The following is a 14,093-nucleotide window of genomic DNA, read 5'->3' as shown; positions in this document are numbered from 1 at the left end:
TATTATGGAAAGACAAAATAGACGTATGATACATACCATAAAATACCTTGTTATCGCCGCAGCAATAGTCGGCTGCACCTCGCTTTCGGGGGTTGCGGCAGAGGTTGAAAAGAGCGACAACAATGTCAATGGCAGCGATATCAAGAGCGAGCAGACAGTCACAAAAGCTAAGACCGACAGCCCGAAGTTGAAGCTTGAAAACCCTGTTTTCATAGAATCCGACGACGCTGACACGACTATAAGCCAAGAGGCTGAGCGCGTTTACGGCGACGAGAGCGTGTTTGAGCTGCTGGGCAATTAAAAAGCAATAGCAATAAATATTAAAAGCGAGTTTCGTAAGATCGAAGCTCGCTTTTTTGTTTTCTATTAATATGGTGTGATAGCCACCGCTCTGCCCTCTTTTAGCGACCGCTGAACGTCAATGAAGCGCTGATTTTTGCTGCCCATAAATTTCAGTTCAAGGCTCCTCTGCGCCAGTATGAACCGCCCATCAACAAGATAGTCAAGTTCTTTGAGAAGCTCCATATAGCCGTTTTCAGCGTTGGCATTTGCTGTCAGATATTCAAAAGTATAACCCGTGAAAGAAATGATATTCAGCGGAAAGCCCTCAAATGCTTTCACCTTTCGGGCAAGCTCCGCCAGCGGCTTGCATTGACAAAAAGGTTCGCCGCCGCTGAAAGTCACGCCGTCAAGAAGGGGGTCTTTTATTATCTCGCTGTAAAGCTGGTCGGTGTCAACGATCATACCGCCGTTAAAATCGTGGGTCTGAGGATTGTGACAGCCTTCACAGCCGTGAGGACAGCCTTGGGTGAATATGGTGTACCTAAAGCCCGACCCGTCAACGATAGACTCCCCCACAGTTCCTGCGATACGAAGTTTCATAGCTTACCTGTCGCCCTCGCAGGAGACCTTTGCACGAGGTATCCTTTCGTGAATGACCTTGCTGTGCTCCGCCTCAGAACGTCCGCACTTAGGGCACTTGTCGCCGATAATGCCTGTGTATCCGCAAACAGGGTCACGGTCAACAGGATGATTTATAGAGCCGTAGCCTATGCCCACCTCTTTCATATATCTTACGACCTTTTCAAATGCCGAAAGATTGTTCAGCGGGTCGCCGTCAAGCTCAATATAGCTTATATGGCCTGCATTTGTCAAGGCGTGATAAGGCGCTTCTATCTTGAGCTTTTCAAAGGCTGTTATCGGATAATAAACAGGAACGTGGAAAGAGTTGGTATAATATTCCCTGTCCGTCACGCCTGTTATCTCGCCGAAACGTTCCTTATCCATTCGCACAAATCTGCCCGAAAGTCCCTCGGCAGGTGTTGCAAGGAGAGAGAAATTAAGCCCTGTGCGCTTTGTTTCCTCGTCCATACGATCTCTCATTCGTGTGATTATCTCAAGTCCAAGGTCTCTTGCTTCTTCCGACTCGCCGTGATGTTTGCCAGTCAGCGCCACAAGACACTCAGCCAAGCCGATAAATCCCACCGACAGCGTGCCGTGCTTGAGCACTTCCTCAAGAGTATCATCAGCGGTGAGCTTTTCAGAATCAAGCCATATGCCCTGCCCCATAAGGAAAGGATAATTTCTCACCTTCTTTGAGCATTGTATCTTAAATCTGTGCATAAGCTGGTCTATACAGAGATCCATAAGTTCGTCAAGGCTGTCGAAAAATGCGCCGATATTACGCTGAGCCTTAATGCCAAGACGTGGCAGATTTATCGTCGTAAATGAAAGATTGCCTCTGCCCGTCACGATCTCACGGGTCGGGTCATAAGCATTGCCGATAACTCTTGTGCGGCAGCCCATATAAGCGATCTCAGTATCCGGCTCACCCGGCTTATAGTATTGCAAATTGAATGGTGCGTCAATAAACGAAAAGTTCGGGAAAAGACGCTTTGCTGAAACACGGCAGGCAAGCTTGAAAAGATCATAGTTCGGGTCGGTAGGGTTAAAATTCACGCCCTCTTTGACCTTGAAAATATGTATCGGGAAAATAGGCGTTTCGCCGTTACCAAGACCGGCCTCTTCCGCCAGCAGGATATTCTTGATAACAAGTCTGCCCTCGATAGAGGTGTCAGTACCATAATTTATAGAGCTGAAAGGCGTCTGAGCACCAGCTCTTGAATTCATCGTATTAAGGTTGTGGATAAGGGCTTCCATAGCTTGATAGGTTGCCTTATCAGTCTCTTTAAGCGCATTTTTATATGCAAAGCTCTGAATCTTCTTAACAACTCTCGGCTCGGCAAAGTTCACAAGAAATTGCGCTTCCGCCTCTTGATAGCCATTATCATTGGAAAGGGTCGCCACAAGACCCTGCTCGTCCAGCATTTCCGTTACCTTTTTCGCAACGCTCTGAGCGTCGGCAACGTCCGCCAACAGCGCAAGACCCCTGCCGATATTGTCACGATAACGGTGCTTGAAAGTTTTTTTCACGCCCTCAGCCATATCGTAATCGAACTTAGGGATAGACTGTCCGCCGTGCTGGTCATTCTGATTTGACTGTATAGCAATGCAGGCAAGTGCCGAATAGCTCAAGATCTCATTAGGCGTTCTGAGATAGCCGTGACCCGTGGAAAAGCCCTTATCAAAAAGCTTTGTAAGGTCGATCTGTGTGCAGGTGGTGGTCAGCGTGTAGAAATCCAGATCGTGGATATGGATATCGCCCTCTTGGTGCGCCTTGGAATGTTCAGGCGCAAGAACGTACATTTCGTTGAACTCCTTAGCACCCACGGAGCCGTACTTGAGCATTGTGCCCATTGCCGTGTCGCCGTCGATATTGGCGTTCTCACGCTTGAGGTCATTATCCTTCGCCGATTGGAAGGTCAAGTCCTCATAGACCTTCATAAGGCGTGTGTTCATATCTCTCGCCCTAGTCCTGTTGGAGCGGTAAAGAATATAACTCTTAGCGGTGTCCGCCATACCCTCCTCGATGAGCACACGCTCAACGCAGTCCTGTATCTCCTCAACAGTAGGCAGCGCAAGATTTTTCGCCATAAGCATATCAACAACCTTGCCCGAAAGCTCCAGCGCCTCCTCATAGTTATCCTTGCCCACCGACTCGGCAGCTTTATAGATAGCATTAGCAATCTTCTCTATATTAAATGTTACAGTTCGACCGTCACGCTTTTTAATTTTGATAATCACAAAACCGCCTCCGTTATAATTTGATAATTTTTATGTTTTTTAGTTTTCGTCAAAGTTAAATCACAATATATAGTATGAACATAGCCATACAATACAAGTATATAGTATAATCAGTATAAAGTCAAGTGACTTTATGACAAATTGCGACCTGCTCTTTTGTTATAAGTGCACAAGCTAAAATTTTCAACATTCATCATCAAAAAATGCAATACAATTAAATAAAGCAGTAACGCTTTACACAATGTTTTCAATAAATCCGAACAATTGTACATGTAAAGTAATTGCGCTTAACACATAAAGTGCAAATTTACGCCGTTTTACGACTATTTGCACAACATAAATTCCTAACGTTTCGATATAAAATACGCCATATTTGGATACCACTTTTAATAGCAATATTAGCTACGACTTGGCAAGTTATTAAACTTTACATACACACATCAAGAAAACAAGCTGCATAATTTGAACTATGCAGCTTAAAAATATAATCAACTTTCAGATGAACTCTCATAAGTGTAATCGTGGGTGATAACAGGCTTGCCTGTCTCCTCTTTCACAACGTCTTCAAGAGTGGTGTTCATCATATAAGCGCAGAAAGATATGAGCAGCACAAAGAAGCTCACGATCAGCACTAAGTCTATCCTAAAACCCTTTTTCTTTTTGTTATCTTTATTTTCTTCCATAAAGCATTTCTCCAAAATTCAATTTCTATAACAATTATACTATACTTTTTCTCATTTTTCAACAGCTTTGTGAAAAATATTCTGCTGACAATTTCTGCCGCCGACCCTGTTTATATGCACAAAGTCAGACTGATTTTTTTGTTTAATTTTCGTGTTTACCCCTTGCAAAAAATGCTCATATAGTGTATAATAATTAAGGCAACACCGCACAAGGATTGTGCGTAAGATGCGCCGTCAGATTTTTTGTCAGATCATCTAAAAACGGTGCAGGCTAACTAGCGTTAGTCAAAACGTTTTTGGGTGATATGACGAAAAATCTGCAAGCAGATTGCGTGCAAAGCCGTTAGGCGTTCCTTGTGCGGCGTTGCCTTTTATATGTTTGTGTAGCTGAGACGCTTGTTTCAGAGACCACGCAGACCCAATTTAACAGAAATGAGGCTTTTATATGTGCGGTTTTGTTGGATTTACTAATAAAATAAACGACGCTTCCATCGTTCTCGGAAAAATGATGGATAGAATAAAACACAGAGGTCCTGACTCGGACGGCAAGTATGTTGACGAGCAGATCGCAATGGGCTTCCGCAGACTTTCGATCATCGACCTTTCTGACCAAGGCAGCCAGCCTATCTTCAATGAAGATAAGTCCCTTGTGCTCACCTTCAACGGCGAGATATACAATTATAAAGACCTGCGTGAAGAGCTTGTTGCCGCAGGACACAGCTTCTATACTCAGACTGACTCTGAGGTGCTTATCCACGGCTATGAACAATGGGGCGAGGATATGCTCGACAAGCTTAGAGGTATGTTCGCTTTCGTTATCTTCAACAAGAACACCAACGAGGTTTTCGGCGCAAGAGATTTCTTCGGCATTAAGCCTCTTTACTATGCAAAAATGGGCGAGACTCTTATGTGGGGCTCTGAGATCAAGAGTTTCCTCGATCACCCACACTTCAAGAAAGAGCTGAATACTGACGTGCTGGAGACTTATCTCACATTCCAGTATTCACCAACAACTGAGACTTTCTTCAAGAACGTTTACAAGCTCCCTGCCGCTCATTGCTTTACATACAAAAACGGCGAGCTGAACGTTAGAAGATACTGGGAAGTCAAGTTCCACGCTGATAACGGCCCAGCCCTTGAGGATTGGGTAAACAGGATTTCTGACACATTCAAGGACTCTGTGAACGTCCACAAGTTTGCCGACGTTGAGGTCGGTTCATTCCTTTCAAGCGGCGTTGACTCAAGCTATGTTGCCGCTGTTGCTGACGTTGATAAGACATTTACAGTCGGCTTTGGCGAGGATGAAAAGTACAACGAGATCGGCTATGCAAAAGAATTTTCAAAATATATCCACAAGGAGAATTTCTCAAAGGTCATCAGTCCGGAAGAATACTGGAACAGTCTTGCAAAGATTCAGTATCATATGGACGAACCTCTTGCCGACCCTGCCGCTGTTGCGCTGTTCTTTGTATGCCAGATAGCTTCCGAAAAGGTCAAGGCTGTGCTTTCGGGCGAGGGTGCTGACGAGATATTCGGCGGATACAACATTTACCATAATCCAGCCGATATGGCAAGCTATTTCAAGATTCCAAGACCCATAAGAAAGGCTGTCGGCGCAGTTGCGGAAAAGCTGCCCCACAAGCACGGTATCAACTATCTTATCAGAGGTTCAAAGGACCTTGACGAGAGATTTATCGGCAACGCTTACATCTTCTCTGAGAAGGAGCGCAAAGAGCTTCTCAGCATTAAGACGAACGCTCCCGACGCAATGGCTATCACAAAGCCTTTCTATGATAAGGTAAGAGATCAGGATCAGGTAACGCAAATGCAGTATATCGACCTGCACCTTTGGATGACAGGCGATATCCTTCTCAAGGCTGACAAGATGAGTATGGCACACTCCCTTGAGCTTCGTGTACCGTTCCTCGACAGAAAGGTTATGGAGCTTGCTGAGCAGATACCGGTCAAGGACAGAGTTACCGAGACTGAGACAAAGTACGCAATGAGACTTGCAGCTCTCCGTGCCTGCCCGCCTCAGACCGCAAAGAAGAAGAAGCTCGGCTTCCCTGTTCCGATCAGAGTATGGCTCAAGGAAGACAAGTATTACAACATAGTAAAGGGTAAGTTCACCTCAGTTGAGTCCGCTCAGTTCTTCCACACCGACAAGCTCGTTCAGCTTCTTGACGATCACCGTGCAGGCAAGTACGATTATTCAAGAAAGATCTGGACAGTATTCTCATTCCTGGTTTGGTATGATGTTTATTTTAAGGAGAATTGATACAATATAAAAGTAATAGAAAGGGTGAGCCGCAATGCCCCAGAGCCAAAACACTAACGCCGACAAGGATAACGAGCGCAAATACAAGATAATAATAGTTATCCTGCTTATCGTGACGGCTGTTTCGATACTTATCGCTGCTGCGGCTCTACACGGACGTGAAAGGGCTGTCAAAACTGCCGACAGCTCATCGACCCTTGATTATGCGCCCGTGCCTATTGCGGATAACGCCCTGCCTATTGCTGAAAAATCTGACGATAGCGATAAAGATGAAACAGGCGGCAGCAAGGTCTCGCTGGTATATTCTGATGTTGTCGAGCTCTCCCTTGAAAGCAAGACCGCCGATATTATGTTTCAAAACCCCGACAAGTCGAACCAAGATATACTGCTGGATTTGACTATCGACGGCAAAGTCATCGCCAGCAGCGGACGTATCCCTGTGGGATATCAGATTGACAAACTTGAAAATGTTGACACCGACAAGCTTGTTCAAGGCACTTACGAGGGCAAATTTCAGCTGACTTATTATGATAGCTCCACAGCTGAAAAATCAGTAGTCGGCAGCGAGATACCCGTCAAGATCGTGGTGAAGTGAGGTATCGAATGCTGAAAAAGTTGATCTTGCCATTGACCTTGGTGTGTGCGGCGGCGATAGGCTTTATGCTTTGGGCACTTTTGGGCTGCAATTCGGATAACCAAATAAGCCACGAAACGCCTACTTATGTGCCCCCTGCTTTTGACAGTTCGGCGGAAAAAGGCGTTCCGAAGCTTGATGACGTTACAGATTATAAAGATTTCGACGCAAAGAATTACAGATTTTCGCTGTGCGCAAAACCTGTGCTAAGCGATGATAAGCTTGAGGTTTATCTGACCGACCCAGACGACAGCGGAGTGCTTTTGAAAATTCGTGTGCTTGGTGAAAACGGCGATATCATCGGCGAAAGCGGACTGATAAGTCAAGGCGAATACCTGCCGACAGTCACGATCAAAAGGCAAGTCAGTATGGCAAAACTTAAAATTATGGCGTATGAGCCCGAGACATTTTACAGCGCAGGCAGCGTTGTCATAAATATCGAAACAAAGAGCTGAAAGATCAAAGGTCTTTCAGCTCTTCTTTTAATGCGTTTGCGTATTTTCGGTTCAGCTCAACATAAGCCTTGCGCTCTTCCTCCGTCCAACTAAGATATATCCGATTCTCAGCGGCAACGATGCGCTCGACTGTGTCGTGAAGATACTCCTCGCCCTTTTCGGTGAGATATAATTTCGTGTTGCGCCCCTCGCCTTGACGGAGATAAAGCAAGCCGTTCTTTTCCATTTTGCGCAGAGCGGAATTGATCGTTGATCGTGATAGCCCCGAAAATCGGTAGACTTCGCTTTGATTGCAGCCCACTCCCTTATAGCAGATCGTATACAGAATGTTGAATTCGCTATCAGATATGCCAAGCTTTACGTTGGCATCGTGGTAAAGGCTCTCAATGGTCGCAAGTATATTGTTAAATTCTTTCAGTTCGACTTTTAACATAATATCCTCCTATGCGTAATGATATCTGTGGCGAAGCTTGACAAAGCAGGTCACAGAAAGCACAAGTGCTAAAGTTTCCGCAACGATAATCGACGACCAAATGCCGTTGAGACCAAAGATCAAAGGAAGTATCAGCACGCTGAGTATCTGAAACACAAGTGTTCTGCCGAAGGATATCAGCGCCGAGATAAAGCCGTTGTTGAGGGCTGTGAAGAATGACGAAGCGTAAATGTTGAAACCAGCCAGCAGAAACGATATGGCATAAATTCTGAAGCCGTTTTCCGTCATTTTATATAGTGCGTCATCATAGCCAACGAAAAGTCCCGAAAGTATCGGCGCAAGTATCTGAGCTAAGGCGGTTATGATTATTGCCGCACCGCCGATTATGCGAAGGCTCTTTTTGAAAAGCCCCTTGAGCTCGTTGGTATTGTCTGCACCGTAATGATAGCCAACGATCGGCGCTGTGCCGATGGAATAGCCAAGATATATCGCAACGAAGAACATATTTACATACATTATAACGCCGTAAGCCGATACGCCGTTTTCGCCAGCTATCTTCATAAGCTGGAAATTATAAAGCATATTGACGATAGACATTGAAATATTTGTCATAAATTCAGAAGCGCCGTTGGTGCAGGCTTTGAGTATTGCCTTGCCGTCAAAATGGGTCTTGCAAAGGCGCAAAGGCGTTTTGTTTGGCAGGATAAAGTAAACAAGTGGGATAAGTCCGCCGATTGCCTGGCTGAGAGCCGTGGCTGTGGCCGCACCCATAATGCTCCACTTAAAAACGCCGATAAAAAGTCCGTCAAGCACCATATTTGTGACGCCTGCGGCAATGGTGATGTAAAGTCCGAGATTAGGTCTTTCAGCGGTAACAAGAAAGCTTTGGAACACGTTTTGCAGCATAAATGGCACAAGTGCTAACATTATTATCCTGCCATAAGTCGTGCAGTAATCGAGCATATCGCCCTCAGCGCCAAGAAGGCTTGCAACAGGGCGGACAAGTATGATACCCGAAATGGTAAAAACGATTCCCACGCCTATGAGCACATATATAAGCAAAGAAAATATCTCATTTGCCTTTTTATCTTCTTTCTGACCCAGCTTCATTGAAACAAGGGCGCTTCCGCCTGTGCCGATCATAAATCCCACGGCGCCGAATATCATAAGAAATGGCATAATAAGATTGACCGCCGCAAACTGGGTCGAGCCTGCAAAATTTGAAACGAAATAGCCGTCAACAACGCCGTAAATAGATGTGAATATCATCATAACGATAGACGGCAGGGTGAATTTCAGCAGCTTTTTATAGCCGAAATGTTCTGATAATTTGATGTTCATTTTGTACCTCCCAAAAACAATGTACGAAATCGTACATCAGATATTGTAACACAATAAAAAATTTAAGTCAATGGCAATAGTTGATATTAACTGAATGTTTACAAAGCCTGCAAAATTTTTGGCGGTATGCTGACACTTTTTGCTATATACTTTATAAAAAATAAGTAAAGTGTGAAATTTATTGCGGCAAACTATTGTAAAGATAAAAATAATATGTTATAATATATAATATCGTACAGAAAAGCTGTGCGGTGTTGCGCTGTGTGCGCAAATATGTGTGGATTGGAGGTTTGAATATGGCAATGGCTACGTTTCTTATCGTTTTCTGGGCGGTGGCTTTCGTATTTTTCGTGATCTGCGAAGTGGCAACTGGTACGGCGCTGGTATCTATATGGCTTGCGATCGCAGCATTGGCTTCAATGTTCTGCGCAATCGGCAAGACTTCTTTCCTTGTGCAATGTATCGTTTTTGTTGCAGGCTCGATAGTTCTGCTGATATTGACGAGACCTGCCGTTAAAAAACTTCAGAAAAAGACTGTCGCAACAAATTATGAGCTGGACGTTGGAAAGACCGCTATCGTGACGGAAAAGATAAACAACGAGATCAGCAAGGGCAGAGTTAAGCTTGATGGCACGAACTGGGCGGCGGTATCCGCTGACGGTTCTGTTATCGAACAGGGCACGCCCGTGACAGTCGAACAGGTGGACGGAGCTAAGCTTATCGTTTCATTGAAAAGATAACTTGCATAATATGTAACATTTAGGAGGTCAATTATGGAACCGGGAATTTATATTGCGCTGGCGGTGATCGTATTCCTTATAATCGTTGTAATAAGCAACATCAAGGTAGTACCGCAGGCATATGTTTATGTAGTTGAGAGACTGGGCGCCTTCCACGCTGCTTGGGGCACGGGACTTCACGTTAAAGTGCCTTTTATTGACAGAGTGGCAAAGAGAGTTTCCATCAAGGAACAGGTGGTAGACTTCAAGCCGCAGTCAGTTATCACAAAGGATAACGTAACAATGCAGATCGACACGGTCGTATTTTTCCAGATCACAAACGCTATGCAGTTTACATACGGCGTTGAGAGACCTATCTCAGCTATCGAAAATCTCACAGCAACGACTCTGAGAAACATCGTCGGCGACCTTGATCTTGAAGCAACGCTCACATCTCGTGACATTATTAACACTAGGATAACAGCTATCCTTGATGAAGCCACAGACCGCTGGGGCATCAAGGTGCAGAGAGTTGAGCTCAAGAACATTCTGCCGCCAAGAGAGATTCAGGACGCAATGGAAAAGCAGATGAAGGCTGACCGTGAGAGACGTGAAAAGGTAATTCAGGCTGAGGCTGAAAAGAAGTCACAGGTTCTTGTTGCAGAGGGTGAAAAGGAGTCAAAGATACTCAGAGCGCAGGCTGACAAGGAGTCACAGATACTTGCGGCTGAGGCTGAGAAACAGTCGATGATCCTTCGTGCAGACGCTGTCAAGGAGCAGAAGATCCGTGAGGCAGAGGGTGAAGCGCAGGCTATTGATATGGTACAGAAGGCATTGGCTGACAGTATCGTAAAGCTGAACAACGCAAATCCTAATGAGCAGGTGATCCAGCTCAAGAGCCTTGAAGCATTTGCAAAGGCTGCTGACGGCAAGGCAACAAAGATCATCATTCCAAGCGAGATACAGAGCCTTGCAGGTCTTGCAACAGGTCTCAAGGAAGTTATTGCGGAGAACAAGAAGCCGCAGTAATCGCTTGTCTGTAAATAAAAATATTAAGCACGCTCGGGTTCGGGCGTGCTTTTTTGTGCGAATGGGTCAAAAATGTGCTTTAGAAATTCCGGACTCATTCCTCTGCCCGTGTCAGATATCATCCAGCGATAAACGCACACGCCGTTGCTGTCGTCCCAGCCCTCAACAACGGTGGTTATCATTCCGCCGAGCCTGTTGTACTTTATGCAGTTGCCGTAAATGCACAGGGCTGCCGTAAATATATGGATATGGAATTTTGGATTTGCCACGCTCGTAATTCATATAATGCCCGATTCCATTGCCCTGTCAACGATTATGGTCACGATGTTCTGGGTCAATTCCGCAAGGTTGATAAATTCGTGAGTGAGCACAGTCGTGCCGTCATTTTCGGGAGCATAGCCCGACACAAGTGTCTGAATGGCATTTTTTACAATATTCGCATACTCGGCAAAGGTATAAGAATAGCCGATCACCACACATTGCCCGTCAACACGACAAACGGCTGATATATCAATATGTGACTCATCATCATTTGTAAGGCGGATAGCATAAGTCTTTTCAGGAAAAGTCACAGTATCAAGCACAGGGTCAAGGTCGATACGGCTCATTATCTCATCACAGCCCAACCCCGAGCCGTCATATTCGGCAACGATATTACAAATGCACAAACGCTGCAAATCACGATACTCCCGGTAATAAGCGTGCCTTATTGTTTTTTTCTTATTTTCCTCAATGATTTTTTGTCTGTCGCATTGCTTATAATTCTGTGTTGCGTCTACTACAAGTTTAACTTCATCTTTTATTCCTGCCAACAAAATGTTACCATATGGTTTACTTTTAATAAACTCTATTGTATGACGCACTAACTCAACTAGACTATTATCATATGAAAATTCTCGCTGACTGTAAGCGATATTGCCTATAAACGGAGTATTTTTTTCAATATGTCTTGCAACATCTATAACGCCCTTAACATTTCCGTCATTATATCTACGACATATGTATTCATTATATAGCCCTTTTCTTAAGGCATTCTTGACGTAGTATGGAAACAAAAATATCAAAAAGCTGAACAAATGATTTCCCTTATTGGAATCAGTTTGAAGATTCATTATATTAGGAAAGCCAACTACTTTTTTCAGAAGATACTGTAAAAAATAGTCTTTATCATCATTTGTGAACCGTGAACTTATTATCAATCTTTCTCTGCCGTAACCAATGAATCCCATTACATTGCTTGTATAAAAGTCGTTGTTTAGCCTTTTCAAAATGAATTGATCCTCGGTTATGTCCTCAGCAACAACGTATTTCAGTGGATATATAAATTTAGGAAACATCAATAAACAACATTGCAATGTATCTTCCAACGACCTAAAAGTTATAGATGTTTCAGATACCATGTAAATATTTAATACGCTTAATCTGGGCTGAAATTTAAGAATGAGAAGAATGACCAAAACGCTCCTCAACACTGGATCAGAACCGGTGATGAGGAGCGTTTTTGGTTATTACTATTTACTTCATATGAAATTTGCTGATTGCTTATAAATACACTATTATATTGAAGGAACTGTCCGTTAATATGTTATTTTTCCTTGAAATACTCATTTATATTGTAAGCGATCGCTTTATTTTTATTTTCATCCCATATAAGTATACGATTGTCTGCATAAGTAATTACATCTGGTTTTATTTTATAATATTCACTTAATCTTACATTATTATGATCTAGTACATTCTTAATATCGCTGATTTTTTTGACTTTCCATTCTTCTTGATCAGTATTTAAAATATTTTTGACCGCACTAAACCGATTATGGTTAGTATCAGTAAAACATAATGACGAGTATTCTTTACCACTATACTTTATTGGACAAGAGCCTATAATAGAATCAATATTTAAAGTCTTAAATAATTCTTTTCCACAGAGATCAATTACTCTTAGTTGCAATATTGCATTATAGTCATCACTTGTATATCCAAAGTCTCCCATTTGAAATTCATAATCATTTCGACCTACATACTTAAAATCATCTATTTCTGTAACAAATAATAACTCACCCACAGATAAAAGATTTATTATTCTATTGCCTTTACCTATCTTATATGACTTTTCTTCAATAATATCATATAGATAAATTACGTCGTCCACTGCACAAACCAAGTATTGATAATTCAAATACTTACCATTATCAAAACTGGAATACTCAAAGAAAGTATATGCATTCACTTTACCGATCTTTGGGATCTCATAAACAGGGATAGAATCTTTAATAAGCTGCTCTTTACCTTTTGGAGTTCTATGTTCTCCAAGAACCCAATCACCAAGATTGTCATGAACTATCCCACAAGAGTGGATCCCGGCATAATTTAAATCCTTAACTTTTCCAAAAATATTGCTTATTCTATAATCAGCATAATGTTTAGAGTAATATGATATCCCTTTAGTTTTTGGATTTCTCATGTCATTCTGGATAGTAATCGCTTTAAAAGCAATCATAATAGACCCTAATATCTGTTCTTGCTTTTCATCATCAGTTTTATCGTGACATATTGCCTTTTGTTCAAAAAAGTGTTCCGACTTCTTTTCAGAAACAGCAGATGGTACACCACCCGAACCAATTTCTTCTGTGACAAAAACAAGTTCAGTATCATCAAAAGAATATATATCGGATGATACATATTCTTTTTTATCATTATCATGTTTGGGTGTTTCGACCATTCTATGATCATCATCGCAAAGTCCAATGTCATTTAAATTAACATTTTCCACAGAAAAACTTATACCCGCAAGCAAACAAATCTTTTCAATACCCTTAATTTTATCTTTGGTAGAAAATCCAGTCTTAATATAAACAGGTCTGCCACTAATAAGCACATTGCGTGTAGTACCAGTATAGCTGTCAGCACGTGATTTATCACAAGTGAAGTGAGTTTCCTTTTGGCCGATTATTTCTGGATGCGATCTCAAAATAAGACTCATAACATTAACATAAAGTTCTGTCGGCTTTTTTGCTATTATTCTTTCTCCAAAAACCACCGCTGAGCTTCCATCTGGATTTATAATTATTTCATTCATATATACCGCCTTTCTGCAAAAATAATTTTACAATTTTTTATTCTATTATAAGATTATAAAACTTCTGCTCCGCATTAGTCTTCCAATTAGATGTATATCCACTTATACTCTCTAAATTCTATGTTCATTTTAGTGATCTCCCAGTAGCATTTCTTTTATAAACTATAATCCTATTAATATTACATTGGTCTAATGAAAAATCTATCTATCGCAAATAATATTCGATAGCTTTCTGAACCGAAACTCTAAGCTGTTATTTTCGTCTTATGTAAAATAGGCGTTTTTCGTCAACAACACG

General features: G+C 42.5%; 14 protein-coding genes. 6 read left to right on the top strand and 8 right to left on the bottom strand.

The features are described from left to right. The coding region (locus QZ371_RS05830; protein WP_295210571.1) for a hypothetical protein at window positions 1-301 on the top strand (301 nt) is incomplete at its 5' end. A gap of 65 nt (window positions 302-366) precedes the next feature. Here the strand turns inward: QZ371_RS05830 and nrdG are convergent. The 3 genes from nrdG to QZ371_RS05815 all read right to left on the bottom strand — a co-directional run bounded on the left by nrdG (window position 367) and on the right by QZ371_RS05815 (window position 3,827). Then, window positions 367-882, bottom strand: a complete 516-nt coding sequence (gene nrdG, locus QZ371_RS05825; RefSeq protein ID WP_295210569.1) for an anaerobic ribonucleoside-triphosphate reductase activating protein — start codon at window positions 880-882, stop codon at window positions 367-369. 3 nt (window positions 883-885) lie between these two features. Next, window positions 886-3,144 (bottom strand): anaerobic ribonucleoside triphosphate reductase, encoded by a 2,259-nt coding sequence (locus QZ371_RS05820; protein ID WP_295210567.1) that lies wholly within the window; start codon window positions 3,142-3,144, stop codon window positions 886-888. 488 nt (window positions 3,145-3,632) lie between these two features. Further along, window positions 3,633-3,827: a hypothetical protein gene (locus tag QZ371_RS05815; protein WP_295210566.1), complete on the bottom strand. Its 195-nt coding sequence runs from the start codon at window positions 3,825-3,827 to the stop codon at window positions 3,633-3,635. A gap of 445 nt (window positions 3,828-4,272) precedes the next feature. Here QZ371_RS05815 and asnB point away from each other — a divergent pair, with 445 nt between their 5' ends. Genes asnB through QZ371_RS05800 form a run of 3 tightly spaced genes read left to right on the top strand, consistent with a single transcriptional unit; the run spans window position 4,273 to window position 7,194 of the window. Beyond that, window positions 4,273-6,105: an asparagine synthase (glutamine-hydrolyzing) gene (asnB, locus tag QZ371_RS05810; protein WP_295210564.1), complete on the top strand. Its 1,833-nt coding sequence runs from the start codon at window positions 4,273-4,275 to the stop codon at window positions 6,103-6,105. A 34-nt stretch (window positions 6,106-6,139) separates the two neighbouring features. Next, complete coding sequence (locus tag QZ371_RS05805; RefSeq protein ID WP_295210562.1) at window positions 6,140-6,700, top strand: hypothetical protein; 561 nt, start codon at window positions 6,140-6,142, stop codon at window positions 6,698-6,700. Between the two features lie 8 nt (window positions 6,701-6,708). Further along, window positions 6,709-7,194: a hypothetical protein gene (locus QZ371_RS05800; protein ID WP_295210561.1), complete on the top strand. Its 486-nt coding sequence runs from the start codon at window positions 6,709-6,711 to the stop codon at window positions 7,192-7,194. Between the two features lie 4 nt (window positions 7,195-7,198). Here the strand turns inward: QZ371_RS05800 and QZ371_RS05795 are convergent, their stop codons facing one another. After that, window positions 7,199-7,627: a MarR family transcriptional regulator gene (locus QZ371_RS05795; protein WP_295210560.1), complete on the bottom strand. Its 429-nt coding sequence runs from the start codon at window positions 7,625-7,627 to the stop codon at window positions 7,199-7,201. A 9-nt stretch (window positions 7,628-7,636) separates the two neighbouring features. Beyond that, the gene (locus tag QZ371_RS05790; RefSeq protein ID WP_295210558.1) at window positions 7,637-8,968 is read right to left on the bottom strand and encodes an MATE family efflux transporter; all 1,332 of its coding nucleotides are present in this window, start codon (window positions 8,966-8,968) and stop codon (window positions 7,637-7,639) included. A 296-nt stretch (window positions 8,969-9,264) separates the two neighbouring features. Between QZ371_RS05790 and QZ371_RS05785 the strand changes: the two genes are divergently transcribed. Next, a complete protein-coding gene (locus tag QZ371_RS05785) occupies window positions 9,265-9,708 on the top strand; it encodes an NfeD family protein (protein WP_295210556.1) in 444 nt (147 codons plus the stop codon). Window positions 9,709-9,741: 33 nt separating this feature from the next. Then, window positions 9,742-10,716, top strand: coding sequence for an SPFH domain-containing protein (locus QZ371_RS05780; protein ID WP_295210554.1), 975 nt, complete (start codon window positions 9,742-9,744; stop codon window positions 10,714-10,716). Between the two features lie 23 nt (window positions 10,717-10,739). On the opposite strand, the gene QZ371_RS05775 is transcribed toward QZ371_RS05780, so the two are convergent. The 3 genes from QZ371_RS05775 to QZ371_RS05765 all read right to left on the bottom strand — a co-directional run bounded on the left by QZ371_RS05775 (window position 10,740) and on the right by QZ371_RS05765 (window position 13,795). Further along, entirely contained in the window at window positions 10,740-10,985 is a 246-nt protein-coding gene (locus QZ371_RS05775) for an ATP-binding protein (protein ID WP_295210552.1), read from the bottom strand. A 9-nt stretch (window positions 10,986-10,994) separates the two neighbouring features. Further along, the gene (locus QZ371_RS05770; RefSeq protein ID WP_295210680.1) at window positions 10,995-11,945 is read right to left on the bottom strand and encodes a hypothetical protein; all 951 of its coding nucleotides are present in this window, start codon (window positions 11,943-11,945) and stop codon (window positions 10,995-10,997) included. A 356-nt stretch (window positions 11,946-12,301) separates the two neighbouring features. Then, window positions 12,302-13,795: a hypothetical protein gene (locus tag QZ371_RS05765; RefSeq protein ID WP_295210551.1), complete on the bottom strand. Its 1,494-nt coding sequence runs from the start codon at window positions 13,793-13,795 to the stop codon at window positions 12,302-12,304. Between the last annotated feature and the right edge of the window lie 298 nt (window positions 13,796-14,093).

Source organism: Ruminococcus sp. (assembly GCF_019423705.1).
GTDB lineage: Bacteria > Bacillota > Clostridia > Oscillospirales > Ruminococcaceae > Hominimerdicola.
Note: the sequence above shows the minus strand (reverse complement) of the source record. Positions and strands in the feature narration are given on the sequence as shown.